Genomic DNA, 17517 nt, shown 5'->3' with positions numbered 1-17517 from the left:
CCGCTGAGTTGCCTCGCCGCGCGCCTCCGGTAGCCTGCGCGGCGATGGAAGGAATGCTCGATGCGTTCATCGCCTTCATCCGCGCGGAGCGCGGACTGTCCGGCAAGACGGTGGACGCCTACGCCGCCGACATCAACGTGTACTTCGAGGACCTGCGCTCCCGCGGCGTCTCCGACGTGACGCAGGCGCGGCAGGAGGACGTGTCCGCGCACCTGGCCTCGCTGGGCAAGCGGGGCTTGGGCAAGCGCAGCCAGGCCCGTCACCTGGCGGCCCTGCGCGGCTTCCACCGGTTCCTCGTCGCCGAGCGCATGGCGGACAAGGACCCGACGGAGGACCTGGACACCCCCCGGTCGGCCCGGAAGCTGCCGTCGTTCCTCACCCTGGAAGAGGTCGAGCAGCTGCTGGCGGCCCCGGACGAGCGCACGTCCACGGGCGTGCGTGACAAGGCCATGCTGGAGGTGCTGTACGCCACCGGCCTCCGCGTGAGCGAGTTGTGTGGGCTGGGCATCAACGACGTGCAGCTCACGGCGGGCTATCTGGTGGCGAAGGGCAAGGGCGCCAAGGAGCGGCTCGTCCCGCTGGGGAGCGTGGCCATCGAGAAGGTCCAGGCGTACCTGGCGGACTCCCGGCCGGCGGTGCTGGGGCAGCGCAAGTCCCAGGCGTTGTTCGTCACGCCGCGAGGTTCTGGCTTCACGCGGCAGGGCTTCTGGAAGCTGCTCAAGCGGTACGCGCTGAAGGCGGGCATCGTGAAGCCGCTATCGCCCCACAAGCTGCGGCATTCGTTCGCCACGCACCTGGTGGAGCGCGGCGCGGACCTGCGCGCCGTCCAGCAGATGCTGGGGCACGCGGACCTCGCCACGACGCAAATCTATACCCACGTGAACGCCGCCCGGCTGCGGTCCGTGTACGACGAGTTCCACCCGCGCAGCGACGTCTTCGTCCCCAAGGCGAAGAAGACGCGGGCCGCCGCGCGGTAGGGGCGGTCCGGGGCCTCGGCGCCGTGGGCGGAACGTTCCGTCCGCTGGCGCTCAGCTCCCCACGCCGTGGATGGGGAGGCCGAACGGGTCCGTGTGGGCCCGCCGGGGCCCGCTCCCTGGCAGCGGGGCCACGCGAATCAGCCCGGACGCCATCAGCCGGTGTACGGAGCGGGACGCGGCGAGCTCGCCCATGGCCGCCGTGCGCAGGGCCTGCCGGATGCTCCGGCTGCCGCGCAGCTTCGAGTACAGGTACAGGTCATCCGCCGTCAGGTCGGGCGGGGTGGGGCGCGGAATCGGCTCGAACACCAGGCGCCCGTCGAGCGCGAAGAGCTCGTCACTGAGGGCCAGCGTCAGGCGGATCTCCGCCTCGCGGTACAGGGCGTGGGCTTCGGGGACGGGGCCTTGCTCCAGGATTTGCGCGGCCAGGGCGACGGCATGGTCATACTGGCCGGCTTCCAGGAAGCGCTTCACCAGGGTGAGCAGCTCCTCCAACTCGGCGGCTTCACCCAATCGGGGGCCGAGGGCCTTGCGCGGGGCCAGGGCCCCCCGCCGGTACAGGTGCAGCACCCAGCGCGCGGCGAAGAGTGGGGCCTCCCGGGCGCTCGCCAGCAGCTCTCCCAGCGTGGCGCCGCTCGCGGCCAGGTCCAGCAGGACGTCCTCCTCCTCCGAGTACGTCTCCACGGCGAACTCGCGGAAGACGCGGAACGTCGTGTCCATCCGAGGGAAGATGTCGCGGAACATGCTCCACTCGCGCTGCCGCGACACCGCGTCACGGTGCAGGGTGGACAGCGACAGCTTGAGCCCAATGGCCCGGGTTGAGGGCGGCAGGCCAGGGGTGAACCCCACCTCGCCGGACTCCCAGGCGTAGCAGTCGAACAGGGACTCGCGCGCCTTGTGCTCCAGGGCCTCAATGAGGCGGGGCAGCTCCACGAAGCAGCGCTGGACCAGGAAGGTGCCGTAGGGCATGCCCGCCCCCTCGGCCGCTTCGAAGGCCGCCGCGGCGCGGGGGGCGTCCAGGATGCGGAGGTTCACCAGGATTTGGGCCAGGTGCTCGCGTGGGTCGTTGGAGCTCTCGCCCACCAGGTAGCCGTCCTTGACGTGGAAGCAGCGCCGCACCGCGCCACGTTCCACGCTCAGCACCCCTTCAACCCCGGGCGCGCTGAACAGCGGCGGCATCACCAACTGCAAGCGATAGTTGGCGAGACTTCCGTTGAATGGCTCCATGCAGGTGCTTCCTCCAAGGTGGGTTGGCCCGCGTGAGGAACCCCAAGGGTACCGGCGCACCCCACTGTGATTCAATTGCAAGTGCCTGAATTTGCTCGGGATTTCCTGGCGGGACGCAAAGTTCCAGGGAGAGTCCGTCTTGACTTCGGATACTGAACGGGCGCAGGACACGGGCAACGGACGGTTGCAGGGCCGCGTCGGGTGTGCGAACGAGCCCCGTCCGATTCCCGATTCCGCCCAACCGAATCAGAGCGAGTCCATGCGAATTCTTTCAGGAGTGCAGTCGTCCGGCAGGCTGCACATCGGCAACTACTACGGCGCGCTCCGCCAGTTCGTGCAGCTCCAGGATGAAGGCGAGGGGTACTACTTCATCGCCAACCTGCACGCGCTCACCACCGTGAGGGATCCCAAGGCCGCGCTGGCGCTGACGCGCGAGGCCGCCATGGCCTACCTGTCGCTGGGGTTGGATCCGAAGAAGGCCGTGCTCTTCCGGCAGAGCGACGTGCGTGAGGTGCTGGAGCTGTACTGGATTCTGGGCACCGTGACGCCGCACGCGCACCTGGAGCGGGCCCACAGCTACAAGGACAAGGTGGCCAAGGGCATCAGCCCGGACTTCGGCCTCTTCGCCTACCCGGTGCTGATGGCCGCCGACATCCTGCTCTACAGCGCGGACTTCGTCCCGGTGGGCAAGGACCAGATTCAGCACATCGAGTTCGCGCGCGACTGGGCGGTGAAGTTCAACACCCAGTACGTGCCCGGCTACGACCCGGCCGACCCGGAAGGCAAGGAGCGGGGCCATGCGCCCGGCATCCTCAAGCTGCCCGCGGCGCGCATCCAGGAGACCACCCAGACGGTGCCCGGCGTCGACGGACAGAAGATGTCCAAGTCCTACGGGAACACCATCGAGCTGTTCGGGGACGAGAAGGAAATCAAGAAGCGCATCATGTCCATCAAGACGGACTCGACGCCGGTGGACGCGCCCAAGCCGCTGCCCACGCAGTCGCCGCCGCCCGGGCTCGTCAGCGATGCGCCGCTCTACGACTTGCTGAAGCTGATGCTTCCCGAGTCCGAGTTCGCCGAGGTGGACGCCACCTGGAGGGCGGGCGGGAAGGGCTACGGCGACTACAAGAAGAAGCTCCTGGAGGCCTACCATGCGGCCTTTGGCCCGGCCCGTCAGCGGTACGCCGAGCTGGCGGCCGACCCGGGCGAGGTGGAGCGCATCCTCCAGGACGGCGCCAGCCGGGCCAGGGCCGAGGCGAGCCGCCTCATGGACCAGGTCCGCAAGGCCGTGGGAGTCCCATGAGTCCGTGTGCCTGAACGGGCTTTCACTGCCGATTGTTTGACCCTCCTGGGGGCCACTGGTATGGGTGTGTGTCCTCCAGGCTCGTGCCCGCTGCCTAAGAAAGTCGGGCCCTTACGCGATGACGCGCCCCCACCCACACCGTTGACGCCATCCAGGACATCCGGTGAGTGAGGACCGTCGCTCGCCGACCGATGAGGCCCCTCGTGAAGGGGAGTTGCCGCGGAGTCCTGGCGACAACTTCCGCATCGCGTTGCCCAATTTCGAAGGTCCGCTGGACCTGCTGCTCCATCTCATCAAGGAGCATCGGGTCGACATCTTCGACATTCCGCTGGCGCTGATTACGGAGAAGTACCTCGAGCACCTGGAGCGGATGCGGGAGATCAACCTCGACATCGCCGGGGAGTTCCTGGTGATGGCCTCCACCCTGGCGCACCTCAAGAGCCGCATGCTGCTGCCCCGGCAGGACGTCGTCTCGGCGCAGGAGGGGGCGGAGGTGCTCGCGGTCGCCGAGGAGACCGAGGACCCGCGCGCGGAATTGGTGCGGCGCCTGCTGGAGTACCAGAAGTACAAGGACGCCGCTGAACAGCTCGCCACGCAGGACCTGCTCGGCCGCGACGTCTTCGCCCGCAACGTCCCGGTGGAGGCGGTGCCCATCCCCGAGGAGGAGGTGGGTCTCCAGGAGTTCAGCGTCCTCAAGCTGGTGGAGGCGCTCGACCGGGTGCTGGAGCGGTTGCAGCCCAAACTGCAGCACGAGGTGGTCCGGGAGCGCGTGACGCTGTCCGAGGCCATCCTCCGCGTAGTAGAGCGCCTGCGCCCGCATGGACAGGTTCTGTTCGAGAGCTTGTTCACGGAAGAGGAAACCCCGTCGCGACAGGAGGTGGTCATCACCTTCCTGGCCATCCTGGAGATGGTGAAGCGGCGGCTCATCCGGGTGGTGCAGGACGAGCCGCTGGGGCCCATCCTGCTGCTGCCCAACGGGGACGCGCTGGAGAAGCTGGCTCCCACGGAGGTCGACGACAGTGACTACCGGTAGCAACGGACCGCAGGACGAGACTCCCGAACCGGGCACGCCCGGTGGCCCTGGCCCGTTCTCCGAAGAGGAAATCGCTGCTGTCACGGGCCCCGGCCCGGCGGATGAGCTGGACGAGCTGGAAGCGGCCTCCATCGAGGAGGACTCGGACGAGGCGCCTCCGGACCTGGAGACGTCCTTTGAGAAGCTCCTCTCCAAGAGCCGCAAGCTGTCCACGGACCGCATCCGCACCGTCATCGAGAGCGTGCTCTTCGTGGCGGAGCGTCCGCTGTCAGTGGACGAGCTGTACATGGCCACCGGCATCGAGCGGGAGCTCATCGCCGAGGCCCTCAACCAGCTCTCCGGCATCCACCGCGACGGCATCAGCGGCATCGTGCTGTACGAGGTTGCGGGCGGGTGGCAGTTCCGGACGGACCCGCATTCGGGTGAATATGTCCGGCGTTACCTGCGGGTGAAGCCACAGCGGCTGACCCGGGCGGCGGTGGAGACGCTGGCCATCATCGCGTACCGGCAGCCGGTGACCCGGCCAGAAATCGAGGACATCCGCGGCGTGGACTGCGGCGCGGTCATCAAGGCGTTGATGGACCGCAAGCTGGTGAAGATCCTGGGCAAGCGTGAAGAAGTGGGGCGGCCCATCCTCTATGGAACGTCGCGCGAGTTCCTGGAGTTCTTCGCACTGAAGGACCTGTCTGCCCTGCCCACGCTGCGTGAGTTCCACGAGCTGACGCAGGAGCACCGGGAGATCGTCGAGAAGGAAGACAAGCCGGCGCCCCCGGCTGCGGGGACGGTGGAAGCGCTGTCGGACCCGGCATTCACGAAGCGGATGGAGAAGAGCGCGGCGGCCAGTGAAGCCGCGCTAGAGGACCTGGAAGAGGCCATGGCGGCCGCGGACCGGACACAAAAGGTCAGCTCCAGCGTCCTGGACACGACGCCCCCGAAACCCGAGACGGGTGATACGACGGGGCCCAAGCCCGAGTGACGGGCAGCATGGAAGAAGGATGGTATGGCGGCCGAACGACTACAGAAGTACCTGGCCCGCGCGGGAGTTGCTTCGCGCCGGCATGCAGAAGAGCTGATTACCGCGGGCCGCGTCGCGGTGAACAACAAGACGGTGACGGAGCTGGGCAGCCGGGTGGAGCCCGGTACCGACCTGGTGACGGTGGACGGGACGCTCGTCACGCCTCCGGATGAATCCTCCTACTTCCTGCTCTACAAGCCCGTGGGCGTCGTGACGACGCTGTCGGACCCGCAGGGCCGGCCCACGGTGGCCAACTACGTGGAAGAGACGGGCAAGCGCCTGTTCCCGGTGGGCCGGCTGGACTACGACGCCGAAGGCGCGCTGCTGTTCACGGATGATGGGGCGCTGGCGCACAAGCTGACGCACCCCAGCTTCCAGGTGCCGCGCACCTACCTGGCGAAGGTGAAGGGCGCTCCGGACACGGCCACGCTGGACAAGCTGCGCGGCGGCGTGCGGCTCGAGGACGGCATGGCCACGCCGGTGTCGGTGAGCGTGTTCGAGGCGGCGGAGCGGAACACCTGGCTGAAGATTGTCGTGGCGGAAGGACGCCCGCACCTCATCAAGCGGCTGTGCGCGGCGGTGGGGCACCCGGTGGTGCGCCTGTTCCGTCCGTCCTACGCCGGCGTGGGCGTGGAAGGCCTGCGCCCCGGTGAGCTGCGCCCGCTCAAGACGAGCGAGGTGGAGCTGCTGAACGCGGTGTCGGATGGCAAGGCCGCGCCGCCGACGGGGGAGCTGCGGCTGCCTCCGCGCCGGCATGGCCGGGCGGCTCCGGGCTTCGACTCGGACGATGAGGCGGAGCTGTCCATGGATGATGATGCGCCCGTGGCCGCCAAGCCCGCGCGCAAGGCGCCGGCCCGTGCGGCCAAGGCCGCGTCCGCGGGTGGTTCGAGCCTGGCGCGTTTCGGTCGGCCCAAGGCGGGTTCGGCCGAGGGCAAGCCCGCGCGCCGTTCGTTCGGTGGCGATGAGGGCGCGCCGCGTGGCCGTTCCTTCGGCGGTGACAAGGCTGGCGCGCCGCGTGGCCGCTCATTCGGTGGTGACGAGGGTAGGCCCGCGCGCCGCTCCTTCGGCGGTGACGAGGGCAAGCCCGCGCGTCGTTCCTTCGGCGGTGATGAGGGCAGGCCCGCGCGCCGTTCCTTCGGTGGTGACGAGGGCAAGCCCGCGCGCCGTTCCTTCGGCGGTGACGAGGGCAGGCCCGCGCGCCGTTCCTTCGGTGGTGACGAGGGCAAGCCCGCGCGCCGTTCCTTCGGCGGTGATGAGGGCAGGCCCGCGCGCCGTTCCTTCGGTGGTGACGAGGGCAAGCCCGCACGCCGCTCCTTCGGCAGTGACGAGGGCAGGCCCGCGCGCCGTTCCTTTGGTGGTGACGAGGGCAAGCCCGCGCGCCGCTCCTTTGGTGGTGACGAGGGCAAGCCCGCGCGCCGCTCCTTCGGCGGTGACGAGGGCAGGCCCGCACGCCGTTCGTTCGGTGGCGATGAGGGCGCACCGCGCGGCCGTTCCTTCGGCGGTGACAAGGCAGGCGCTCCTCGGAGCCGTGGTCCGGGCCGCTCCTTCGGCGGCGATGCGGGCAGCGGTCCGCGGAGCCGTGACACGGGCGCTCGCGGTGCGGGGCGCGCATTCGGTGGTGCCGGCGGCGCCCGTCGCTCCTTTGGCGGTGACGAGGGCGGAGCCCCCAAGAGCCGTGGCGCGGGTCGTCCGGAGCGCCGTGAGTGGAGCGCGGGCGGAGACGCCGCGCCGCGGACTCGCGCACCGCGCGCGGGTGGCGAAGGCCGTCCGGAGCGCAAGTCGTGGGGGGCTGGCGGCGGCGCCAGCCGTGCCCCGCGGGGTGAAGGCCGTCCGTACTCGCCCCGTTCCGGAGGCGCGGGTGCGGGCCGCCCGGAGCGCCGTGAGTGGAAGCCTCGCGCCGAAGGGGCAGACGCTCCGCGTGGCCGAGGTGGTCCTCGCCGTGAGGGCTCCGAGGGCGGACGCCCCGCACGCAGCACCTGGACGCCCACCGACGAAAGCGGGAATCCCCGTGAACGCGTCGTCCGGGCCGGGGCTCGCAAGGGTCCTCCCGCCGAGAAGTCCGGCGGATTCCAGGACTGGGGCAAGAAGAAGGAGCGGGCAAGCGCCCCGAGCTGGAGCAATGAGCGTCCCCGAGGCGGCGCGGGCCGGCCGCCTCCCCGGGGGCCTCGCCGTCCGCGTTGATACATGACGCGGTGGATTGGGCGGGAATCGAGGGGGATTGATATAACCGGCGCCAACTCCTACACCGTTTCCCTCACCGGAGACCGATGCGAACCGGCGCACGCCCCCTCATTCTCGCACTTGCCCTGCTCCTCGGCTGCAACGGCAGCAGGGACCAGCTTCTCGCGGACCTTCAGAGTCCTCGTCCGGAGGTCCGCGCTCTCGCGGTGAAGAAGCTGGCCGGGCAGGGCAACCCGGATGACCTCGTCCTCTTCACCCGCGCGGCGAAGGACTTCGCCGCCATCGTCCGGGCCGAGGCCGCCGTGGCGCTGGGAGAGAGCCAGGACGCCCGCGTCGTGGACCTCCTGGGCGAATTGCTCGAGGACCAGGACGAAGAGGTCCAGGGCCGCGCCGCCATGGCGCTGTCCAAGGTGAACAACGAAAAGGCCAAGGCGTACCTCACGCTCCAGTACGGACGGCGGGGCCGGGCCACGCGTCAGGTCATCGTCCAGGCCCTGAAGAACGCCAACGTTCCGGGGGCCATGGCGGAGGTGGTCGCCGCCGAGGCCCGCTCCCAGTGGGACCGCAACCAGCTCGCGTTGACCGAAGGCGCGTTGCCCGAGCGCGTGGGCGCCGCCGAGGAGCTGGGCAAGAGCGGCCGTCCCGACGCCGTCAACCGGCTGCTGCCCTTGGTTCGCGACAGCCAGGTCATCCTCGCCGCCGCCGCCGTGCGCGGGCTGGGTGACGCCGGCGACAAGCGCGCGGTGAGCCCCATCGCGCTGCTGCTGGAGGAGAACTTCCCCGAGCTGCGCGAGTCCGCCATCCACGCCCTGATGAAGCTTCAGGATCCGGTGGCCACGCAGCGCCTCCAGTTGGTGGCGGTGGAGAAGAGCGCCGTCAGCCCGCTGGCCATCGACGCCATCGTGTCCTTCCCCCGAACGCCGCAGACGGATGCTGCGCTGTGCGCCATCGTCATGGAGGGCGCACCGGCGGAGGCGCTCGTCGCGGGCCGGAGCATGCGCTCACGCGGCGGCTGTCCGGTGGACGCCATTGGCGAGCGGCTGGCACGTCCGGCCACGGCCGCCAGTGGCCTCCAGGCCGTCGAGGGGCTGGGACCCGCGGCGCTGCCGCTGCTCGGCAAGGTGGTGCCGTGGCTGAGCCATCCCGACGCCACGCTGCGCCTGCTCGCGGTGGAGGCCGTGGCGGAGGTGGGGGATGCCTCCGTGGTGCCCGCGTTGCAGAAGCTCTACGAGCAGGAGGTCAAGGGACTGGAAGCGCTGCGCGCCGACTGGGTGACCCAAGCGCTCCCAGAGAAGTTCGGCGTGGGGTTCGACCCTTCGACCATGCCGCCCCCCCCGTCGACGCCTGGCCTGAAGGATGATCGGCCGTCGCGGCACGCGGACCTGCTGGGGCGGGTGAAGGAGCTCAATGCTGCCCGGGTGCGTGAGTCCGGGCGGGACGTGGTGCGGCACCGCGTGCCCACCGAGCTGTACGACGACGTGGCGCCGGAGCGGCTGGTGCCGCTGGCGACGCTGCTGCGAGCGTTGGGGGCGCTGAAGGCGCCCGGCGCCCTGGAGCTGCTCACCGGCTACACCCAGGATTCCAGCGCCGCGCTGCGCGTGGCGGCCCTGGTGGGACTGGCGCGGCTGGGCCCCGAGGGCGTCAACGTGGCCAAGGCCGGGCTCGTCGAGCCGGACCGCGACCTGCAAAAGGCCCTGGCCCAGGCGCTGGCGGAGGCCGGCGAGGCGGGGCAGGCCGCGCTCATCGAAGTGCTGCCGAAGATGGGGAGCGAGAAGCTGCTGGTGTTGGATGCGCTCACGCGCGCCGGCGCGGTGCCGGGCTCCGCTTCCGCGCAGCTCCAGGCCGTGGTGCGCGAAGGTGGACCGGAAGCGGCGCTCGCGGCAGCCCTGCTGGGACGGATTCAGGCGAAGGACGCCGTGCCCACGCTGGTGAAGGCGCTGGACGAGCCCAACAGCGTGGCCCGCCGCGACGTGCTGCTGGCGCTGGGGAGCATCGGCGACGCGCAGGCGGCGGACGCGGTGGCCAAGGACCTGTTCCACGACCTGCCCGAGATTCGCGCCGCGGCGGCCTCGTCGCTCCGGAAGCTGGGCAGCGCCGAGCACGCGGACCAGCTGGAGGCCCTCAAGGCGGACTACTTCCGGACGGTGCGTGAGGCCGCGGGCGCCGCACCGGCGTCCGCGAGCACCGCGTCGGAGGGTGCTCGCTGATGGAGTTGCGCAAGCTCAAGGACAAGGCGTCCGAGGCATTCACCAAGGGACGCTTTTCCAAGGCGGCGGAGCTCTACGAGGACTACTGCCGGGCCGAGCCCAAGGACCATCAGTCACGCCTGCGCTCCGGGGATGCCTGGGTGAAGGCGGGGCAGCGGGACCGGGCCATCTCGGCGTATCAATCCGCCGCGGAAGGCTTCGCGCGCGAGGGGTTCCTTCCGCGCGCCATCGCCGCGAGCAAGCTCATCCTCGAGCTGGACCCCGCGCACCGTGGCGTGCAGCAGATGCTCGCGGACCTGTACGCGCGCCGGGGAACGCCCATGGGCGCACGGGCCCGGGGGCCGATGAGCAGCGCGTCGTCCGTGACGGTGAAGGCGTCCTCCGAGCCTGCTGGGGCGTCGCGCCTGCCCGAGACAGTGCGCGCGTCCGGCGCCGCCATTGATGTGGGGGAGGCAGAGGACACTGCTTCGCCAGCCCCGTTGGAGGCCGGCGGTCCCGCGGTGGACCTGTCCGCGGAGCTGCCTCCAGAGCTGTTGTTGTCCACCGAGGCGTCCACGCGTGGCACCGAAGAAGTCGTCCACTCAGTCGAGGTAGGACTGGCGTCGGAAGAGGGGACCGCTGGCGTGGAGTTGACGCTGGACCTGGAGCCCGTCGTGGCGGCCTCAATCCCGCCCGCGATGGCCATCCGTGAGCCAGAAGCGCCGCCGCTCGCGACCCGGATTCCCGCTGTTCAACCCGGAGGTGCGCGTCCGGCGACGAGCGCGTTGCCGCCAGGACTGGCACCCCGCGCGTCGCAGCGGCTGCCCGCGGTGGGCGCTGCTCGCGCGCCCGAACCCGCGCCGTCCGCACCGCCACGGTCCGTCTCGAACAGCGGCCGCTGGCAAGCCCTGTCGTCGCCCATCACCGCGCAGGCCGCGCCCGCCGGTGCTGAAGCCGCGGCCTCCTCCGCGCCCCCAGGACTGCGGTCGCGCCGTGCCGACCCACCGGTCCCCGCGGGCGCCACCGCGCTCCCGGGCCACGACCTGTCACCCGCGCTGGGCGCCTCCTTCCGGACGGCGACGCGTCCGTCCTCCTTCACCGAGTTGGAGCTGGAAGCCGACTCCCTGTTGCACGCGGTGGAGCTGGCCGCGCAGGCGGGCTTGGATCGACAAGGCCTGAGGGGCACGTCCATCAGCGACGGCCTCGAGGATGAGATCTACAGCCTGACCGAGGAAGTCCCTCCCGAAGCGGGTTCCCTGGACGCGCTGCCCACGATCCCGCTCTTCTCGGATCTGCCTCGCGACGCCTTCATCGAGCTGTTCGAGCGCTGCCCGCTGCGCCGCTTCGGCCCGGGCGAGCGAATCATCGAGCAGGGAAGCCACGGAGATGCCTTCTACGTCATCTGCGAGGGCGCGGTGCGCGTCTTCCGGACGGAGGAGGGCCAGCGCCAGGACATCGCGACGCTCGAAGGAGGCACCTTCTTCGGAGAGATGGCCCTGCTGTCCGGCGCGGCGCGCACGGCCTCGGTGGAGTCCGCGTCCGACGACACCCAGCTCCTGGAGATCTCCGCCAGCGTGCTCGGCGAGCTCTCGGGAAGCCACCCGCAGGTGGCCCAGGCCCTGAAGAAGTTCTGCCGGCAGCGCATGCTGACGAACGTGATGAACACGTCGGAGCTGTTCCGCCTCTTCGGGCGGAAGGACCGGCGCGCGCTCGTGGAGCGCTTCCGCTCCCGGGACGTGGAGCGTGACACCGTCATCATCCGTGACGGCGACGCGACGGACGGCCTCTACGTGGTCCTGTCCGGCGAGGTGGAGGTTCGCAAGGACGGCCACCTGCTGACGCAGCTCCGGGAAGGGGACGTGTTCGGAGAGATTTCCCTGCTCCAGAAGACGCCTGCCACCGCGACCGTCACCGCCACCCGGCACACCACGCTGCTGCGGTTGCCGCGCGCCGACTTCGACGCGCTCATCTCCAGCCATCCGCAGATCCTGGCCCTGATCTCCGACCTGAGCGACGAACGGCTCCGGCGCACGCAGCGCGTGCTGACCGAAGCCGGCGTCGAGGAAGACCTCATCCTCGTCTGAGGTCAGCGCACCTTGGCGAGGTAGTCGTCTCGCGTCACCAGGCCGCGCGTCTCCAGGAGCTCCAGCATGGCCCGCAGCGAGCGGGCCTGCTGGGCCACCATCCGCTCCAGCCCCGCCACCTGCTGCGTCAGCTCCTCCACGCGCTGGGTGAGCTCCGTCTCACGGCCGGGCTGCGCCAGGGTCGCCGAGGCCGCGCGCACGGCCATCGACACGGGAGCGCTTTCGGCCGGGGGCGCCAGCTCGAAGGTGGGCTCGTCCATGCCGAAGGACAGCGGGGTCGCCGTCGTGGAGGTGACCTCCCCGTGGTAGTGGCGGCGGATGGCGCGCTCGATGGACGAGGCGCTCGAGACGACCACCTGGATGCGCTGGCCACAGTGGAAGGCCAGCTCCTGGAACGCCTCCACGTTGGTGGGGTCGGCGGTGGCGACGGTGAGCGTCTTCGTCGCCGGATCCGCGGCGATGGGGAAGACGGTGTAGCGCTCGGCGATGTCCGCCCGGAGCGCCTGCAACGCCACCGCGGACGCAGTGTGCTGCTCCAGATCCACCGTGGGAATGGCGAGCTGCCGCGACAGGGCGTGGACCATGGAGCTTTCGTCCACGTACCCCATCTGCACCAGGGTGAGGCCCAGCTTGCCGCCCCATTTGCGTTGTTCCGCGAGGGCGGAGCGGAGCTGGGTTTCCGAGAGGAGCCCGGCGTCCATGAGAATCTCCCCAAGCCGGCGTTTGCGGCCAGGGAGCGAGACAGAGGGTGTGACAGGCGGCTGTTTCACAGCTGTGAAGCATAGCAGCCAGTCAGGCACGACCGCAGACCCGCCAACACCCAGGAGGCCGGGGAGGAGCGTGAGGGACGGGAATGGGGTAGAACAGTCCCTCCATGACGCAACGGATACTGCCGTTTCTCGCACTGCTGCTGGCTTCGGGCTGTGCGTCGCAGCGCCTGGCTGGCGCGGACCTGGACCGCGTCCAGCGTCCGGCCTTCATCTCTCGCATCGAGGACGGGGCCGGTCCCAAGAGCCACGTGTTCCGCGACGACTCGGCGTACCGGAACAAGCTCAAGAAGCTGGAGCCGGTGGAGGCGGACCGGCGGCTGACGGTGAAGTTGCTTCAAGCCGTCACGCGCTTCGAGATCTCCGAGCGCCTCCGGGTCACCACGTTGTCGCAACTGCCGCGTGAGTTCCCGTGGACGCACGTGGTGGACCCCGCGCGGGTGGCCTCGGTGCTGGAGAGCTTCCTGGTGGAGGAGGTGCCGGCCAACGCGCCGGACTACGACCTGGTGGCGTCGCTGGGCGCGGACACCATCGTCGAGTTCGTCATCCAGGACTACGGCATGCGCAGCGAAGACGGCCGAGCGGGCGCGTACCTGCGAGGCTATGGCCGCATGTTCACCCTGGACGGGCGCACGGAGGTGTGGCGTCGCCCGTTCGCCATGGACCAGGTGGCCGAGGGCAAGGAGCACCTGGACCCGTTCAAGGTGGGCAAGGACCCGTCACTCTTCCGCGCGGCGATGACGTCCATGCTGGACGAGGTGGCGCGAATGTTCGTGAAGGACCTGACGCCCACCGACCGCGGTGGCGCGCCGCCGCCCCGGGCTTCCGCGGCGGCTTCGGACGTGGTGCCCGGCAAGGCGGGCGCCTCGGCTCCGGCACCCGAGGCGACGAAGCCTCCGGAAGACGAGCTGGCGCCCGGCGAGCTGCCGGACCCCGACCCCTGAGTCACACGGCCTGCTTCAGAACAGCGCGTGCTCCACCAGGAGCACGCTCAGCCCGACGACGAAGCTGACGAGCGTCACCGGGAGGCCCACGCGGAGGAAGCGGAGGAAGCTCATGTTGACCTTCCCGCGCGCGGCCTCGAACACGATGAGGTTGGCCACGCTCCCTACCAGCGTGAGGTTCCCCGCCAGCGTGGAGCCCAGCGCGAGCACGTGCCAGCCCAGCTCCACGTCGTGCAGCGTGGGCACCCACGTCCGCGCCAGCATGACGAAGGGCACGTTGCTGAACAGGTTGGACGCCACCAGCGTCAGCCCCGCGAAGCCCAGCGTCTCCCGCAGGGGCGGGCCCGCCATGAGGGGCTCGAACAGGAAGCGGATGTCCTCCGCGTAGCCGTGCTTGTTCACGCCATAGACGACCACGAACAGGCTGGCGAAGAAGAGCAGCAGCACCCAGTCCACGCGCTCCAGCGCCTCGCGGGGCTCGCGGCGGGCCAGGGCCATCACCAGGGCCGCGCCGGCCAGGGCGCTCCAGCTCATGGGCAGCCCGGCGAAGAAGGCCACGACAACCCCGGACAGCACCGTCAAGGTGAGCACCATCATGCCCCGGTCCACGGGCGGAGGCGGAGGGTTGGGCTCGAATTGCTTCACAGGCAGGTCATGCCGGAACAGGTATAGGAGTCCGGCGGCGACCACCGCAGTGGAGAGCAGGGCAGGCAGGGCCATGTACGCCGCGAAGCTGGCGTAGGACAGCCCGGAGGCCCCCTGGATGAGCATGTTCTGCGGGTTGCCGGTGAAGGTCGCCACCGAGCCGCTGTTGCTGCCCATGCACACCGCGAGCAGGTACGGAGCTGGTGGCAGGCGCGCGTCCTCCACGGTGGCCAGCACCAGGGGCGTGAGCATCAAGCACACGGTGTCATTCACCAGGAACGCGGACAGCGCGGCCGAGATGAACGTCACGGCGAGCAGCAACCGCCGGGGCGTGTGCGCCCTGCGCACGGCCCACGCGCCCGCGGTGCGGAAGAAGGACGCCTGGGACATGTACGCCGCCAGCAGCATCATCCCCAGCAGGAGGACGATGGTGTCCGCGTCGATGGCGTGACGGTTCGCGTCGGCGCTGTGGTTGTAGACCTCGGCGGGAGTGACGACGCCGAAGACGACCATCAGCACGGCGCCCAGCAGCGCGCCCCCGGGGCGGTCCAGCTTCAGGTACGGAAGGCGCGCACCGGCGATGAAGACGTAGGTGAACAGGAAGATGGCGAGGGCCACGGCGCGGCACACTAGTGGAGTGCCCGCACGTCCGCCTCTGTGCGTATTGGCTGGAGCTCAAACCAATGAGGTGCGCTCCCGCGTTGTTTGCCTCGGTATACGTCTGTACAGTGCCCGGCCCATGAAGCCAGAGAAGGAACCGGGCGCTTTCGGAGGGGCCCGTCGCACGCCGTGGAACGCGCCTCGCGGGTTGGACTCCGTGCTGGAGGGGTGGCGGTCGGACCGGCAGCTCCGCTCCTGCTTCGTCCTGGATGAGGCCACCCCCGCGCGGGCGGGCGTCTTCGCGCCCATTCCGGAAGAGGTGGCGCCCCAGGTGCGCGACGCGCTGGAGAAGCGGGGCATCCAGCAGCTCTTCTCGCACCAGGCGGAGGCGTACCGGCTGGCGCGGGCGGGCCAGAGCCTGGTCATCGCCACGCCCACCGCGTCCGGCAAGAGCCTTTGTTACAACCTGCCGCTGCTGGACCGCTTCGCGCGGGAGCCCCAGGCGCGGGCGCTGTACCTGTTTCCCACCAAGGCCCTGTCCAGAGATCAGGAAGAGTCCCTGCGCGCGCTGATGCGCGAGGCGGGCCTGTCCCACGGCGCCATCACCTTCGATGGTGACACGCCGGCGGATGCGCGCCGGGCCGCGCGGGAGCGCAGCGGTGTGCTGCTCACCAACCCGGACATGCTGCACACGGGCATCCTCCCGCACCATGCGAGCTGGGCGCGCCTGTTCTCCAATCTGCGCTACGTCGTCATCGACGAGCTGCACACGTACCGGGGTGTCTTCGGCTCTCACCTGGCCAACGTGCTGCGCAGGCTCCAGCGCGTGGCACGCTTCCACGGCGCGGACCCGGTGTTCGTCGCGGCGTCGGCCACCATTGGCAATCCAGAAGCCCACGCGCGGCGGATGCTCGGGCGGGACGTGACGCTGGTGTCGGAGAGCGGAGCGCCTTCCGGCGAGCGCCGCGTCATGGTGTTCAACCCGCCCGTGGTGAACGCGGAGCTGGGCATCCGGGCCAGCTATCTCAAGACGGCGGTGCGGCTGACGGCCGACCTGGTGCGCGCGGGCGTGTCGACGCTGCTCTTCGGGCAGTCGCGCAACAACATCGAGGTGATGCTCAAGTACCTCCGCGACCGCTTCGTCGAGGAGAAGTTGGACCCGTCCCTCATCCAGGGCTACCGCGGTGGGTATCTGCCGGGCACGCGGCGCGCCACGGAGGCGGCGCTGCGTGCGGGTGAAGTGCGCTGCGTGGTGGCCACCAACGCGCTGGAGCTGGGCATCGACATCGGCTCGCTGGACGCGGTGGTGTGCGCGGGCTACCCGGGTTCGGTGGCGGCGCTGATGCAGCGATTCGGCCGGGCAGGGCGGCGCGGAGAGGGGAGCCTGGCCCTGCTGGTGACGTCGAGCGCGCCGCTGGACCAGTACCTCGCCGGCGACCCGCGCTTCCTCGTGGGCTCGCCGGTGGAGCACGCGCGCATCGACCCGGACAACGTGGAGATTCTGGTCCAGCACCTCAAGTGCGCGTCCTTCGAATTGCCGTTCGAGGAGGGAGAGCCCTTCGGGGACGTGCCGCCGGAGTCCACCACGGAGGCGCTCGGGTTCCTCGCGCAGCACGAGGTGGTGCACCCCACCGTGGGCGAGGCGGGCCGTCGCGTGTTCCACTGGTCCACGGATGCGTATCCGGCCAACCACGTGTCACTGCGCAGCGTGGGCTGGGACAACGTGGTCATCATCGAGAAGGGGACGGACCGGACGCTGGCGGAGATGGACTTCCGTTCGGCGCACACGATGCTGCACGAGCAGGCCATCTACCAACACGAGGCCGAGCAGTATCAGGTCGAGCGCTTCGACTACGAGAACCACAAGGCCTTCGTGCGGAAGGTGGCGCCGGACTACTTCACCGACGCGATGACCTACGTGCGCGTGCACGTCATCCAGGAGGACCAGGCCGCGCCCATGGGCCCGGACCTTCAGGCGGGCATGGGCGAGGTGAGCGTCATCGAGAAGGTCGTGGGGTACAAGAAGATCAAGTACCACACGCATGAGAACGTCGGTTACGGCGACGTGGCGCTGCCGGAGATGCAGATGCACACCACGGCGCTCTGGCTGACGGTGCCGGAGACGGTGGTGCGCGCCATGAAAGCGCCGCGACCGGCGGTCATCGACGCGCTTCGCGGCCTGACCACGGCGCTGCGCACGGTGGCGTGCGTGGGGTTGATGATCGACCCTCGGGATATCGGCAAGACACTGGGGAGCCGGGATGACGCGGAGGGACCGCCCCGCAAGGATGGTGGCGTGGGCTTCGACCCGACGCTGTTCTTGTACGACAACGTGCCCGGCGGCGTGGGGCTGGCGGCGCGGCTGTATGACCAGCGGGACGAGCTGCTGAACCGCGCGCGCCGGCTGCTGGAGTCGTGCACGTGCGAGGATGGCTGTCCGGCGTGTATCGGCCCTGCCGCGGGGGCGATGCCGGGGCAGGCGCCCGTGGACCCGCATCCGCGCAAGCGACTGGCGCTCGAAGTGCTATCGGCGCTGGGCGTCGCGGGAATGCAGTAAC

At 70.1% G+C, this 17517-nt stretch carries 12 protein-coding genes; 9 read left to right on the top strand and 3 right to left on the bottom strand.

Annotated features, from left to right (window positions below; translation table 11 throughout):
* The first annotated feature begins 44 nt into the window (after positions 1–44).
* Positions 45–977 carry a site-specific tyrosine recombinase XerD gene (gene xerD, locus BLU09_RS32465; protein WP_090494450.1) on the top strand — a complete coding sequence of 311 codons (933 nt, stop codon included), beginning with the start codon at positions 45–47 and terminating at the stop codon, positions 975–977.
* 51 nt (positions 978–1028) lie between these two features.
* Here the strand turns inward: xerD and BLU09_RS32460 are convergent, their stop codons facing one another.
* Positions 1029–2201: a DUF4388 domain-containing protein gene (locus BLU09_RS32460; protein WP_090494448.1), complete on the bottom strand. Its 1173-nt coding sequence runs from the start codon at positions 2199–2201 to the stop codon at positions 1029–1031.
* Between the two features lie 259 nt (positions 2202–2460).
* Here BLU09_RS32460 and trpS point away from each other — a divergent pair, with 259 nt between their 5' ends.
* The 6 genes from trpS to BLU09_RS32430 all read left to right on the top strand — a co-directional run bounded on the left by trpS (position 2461) and on the right by BLU09_RS32430 (position 12003).
* On the top strand, positions 2461–3504 hold the full coding sequence (gene trpS / locus BLU09_RS32455) for a tryptophan--tRNA ligase (protein ID WP_090494446.1): 1044 nt from the start codon (positions 2461–2463) through the stop codon (positions 3502–3504).
* 163 nt (positions 3505–3667) lie between these two features.
* Positions 3668–4537: a segregation and condensation protein A gene (locus BLU09_RS32450; RefSeq protein WP_090494444.1), complete on the top strand. Its 870-nt coding sequence runs from the start codon at positions 3668–3670 to the stop codon at positions 4535–4537.
* The gene (gene scpB, locus BLU09_RS32445) at positions 4524–5513 is read left to right on the top strand and encodes an SMC-Scp complex subunit ScpB (protein ID WP_090494442.1); all 990 of its coding nucleotides are present in this window, start codon (positions 4524–4526) and stop codon (positions 5511–5513) included. The genes BLU09_RS32450 and scpB overlap by 14 nt, the downstream gene beginning before the upstream one ends.
* A gap of 24 nt (positions 5514–5537) precedes the next feature.
* Positions 5538–7733: a pseudouridine synthase gene (locus BLU09_RS32440; RefSeq protein ID WP_090494439.1), complete on the top strand. Its 2196-nt coding sequence runs from the start codon at positions 5538–5540 to the stop codon at positions 7731–7733.
* Between the two features lie 86 nt (positions 7734–7819).
* Complete coding sequence (locus tag BLU09_RS32435) at positions 7820–9940, top strand: HEAT repeat domain-containing protein (protein WP_090494437.1); 2121 nt, start codon at positions 7820–7822, stop codon at positions 9938–9940.
* The gene (locus tag BLU09_RS32430; protein WP_090494435.1) at positions 9940–12003 is read left to right on the top strand and encodes a cyclic nucleotide-binding domain-containing protein; all 2064 of its coding nucleotides are present in this window, start codon (positions 9940–9942) and stop codon (positions 12001–12003) included. The genes BLU09_RS32435 and BLU09_RS32430 overlap by 1 nt, the downstream gene beginning before the upstream one ends.
* 2 nt (positions 12004–12005) lie before the next feature.
* On the opposite strand, the gene BLU09_RS32425 is transcribed toward BLU09_RS32430, so the two are convergent.
* Positions 12006–12773 carry a GspE/PulE/PilB domain-containing protein gene (locus tag BLU09_RS32425; protein ID WP_482805283.1) on the bottom strand — a complete coding sequence of 256 codons (768 nt, stop codon included), beginning with the start codon at positions 12771–12773 and terminating at the stop codon, positions 12006–12008.
* 104 nt (positions 12774–12877) lie between these two features.
* Here BLU09_RS32425 and BLU09_RS32420 point away from each other — a divergent pair, with 104 nt between their 5' ends.
* Entirely contained in the window at positions 12878–13714 is an 837-nt protein-coding gene (locus BLU09_RS32420) for a hypothetical protein (protein ID WP_186817836.1), read from the top strand.
* Between the two features lie 15 nt (positions 13715–13729).
* On the opposite strand, the gene BLU09_RS32415 is transcribed toward BLU09_RS32420, so the two are convergent.
* The gene (locus BLU09_RS32415; protein WP_090494552.1) at positions 13730–14977 is read right to left on the bottom strand and encodes an ArsB/NhaD family transporter; all 1248 of its coding nucleotides are present in this window, start codon (positions 14975–14977) and stop codon (positions 13730–13732) included.
* Between the two features lie 121 nt (positions 14978–15098).
* Between BLU09_RS32415 and BLU09_RS32410 the strand changes: the two genes are divergently transcribed.
* The gene (locus BLU09_RS32410; protein WP_244172209.1) at positions 15099–17516 is read left to right on the top strand and encodes a DEAD/DEAH box helicase; all 2418 of its coding nucleotides are present in this window, start codon (positions 15099–15101) and stop codon (positions 17514–17516) included.
* Position 17517 lies beyond the last annotated feature (1 nt).

This window comes from Myxococcus virescens (genome assembly GCF_900101905.1).
Classification (GTDB): domain Bacteria; phylum Myxococcota; class Myxococcia; order Myxococcales; family Myxococcaceae; genus Myxococcus; species Myxococcus virescens.
The sequence above is the reverse complement of the archived record's forward strand: the minus strand, read 5'-3'. Positions and strand labels throughout refer to the sequence as shown.

Coding starts and splice junctions, on each gene's coding strand:
- xerD (WP_090494450.1), top strand. CDS start 45: ATGGAAGGAATGCTCGATGCGTTCATCGCCTTCATCCGCGCGGAGCGC.
- BLU09_RS32460 (WP_090494448.1), bottom strand. CDS start 2,201: ATGGAGCCATTCAACGGAAGTCTCGCCAACTATCGCTTGCAGTTGGTG.
- trpS (WP_090494446.1), top strand. CDS start 2,461: ATGCGAATTCTTTCAGGAGTGCAGTCGTCCGGCAGGCTGCACATCGGC.
- BLU09_RS32440 (WP_090494439.1), top strand. CDS start 5,538: ATGGCGGCCGAACGACTACAGAAGTACCTGGCCCGCGCGGGAGTTGCT.
- BLU09_RS32435 (WP_090494437.1), top strand. CDS start 7,820: ATGCGAACCGGCGCACGCCCCCTCATTCTCGCACTTGCCCTGCTCCTC.
- BLU09_RS32430 (WP_090494435.1), top strand. CDS start 9,940: ATGGAGTTGCGCAAGCTCAAGGACAAGGCGTCCGAGGCATTCACCAAG.
- BLU09_RS32420 (WP_186817836.1), top strand. CDS start 12,878: ATGACGCAACGGATACTGCCGTTTCTCGCACTGCTGCTGGCTTCGGGC.
- BLU09_RS32410 (WP_244172209.1), top strand. CDS start 15,099: ATGAAGCCAGAGAAGGAACCGGGCGCTTTCGGAGGGGCCCGTCGCACG.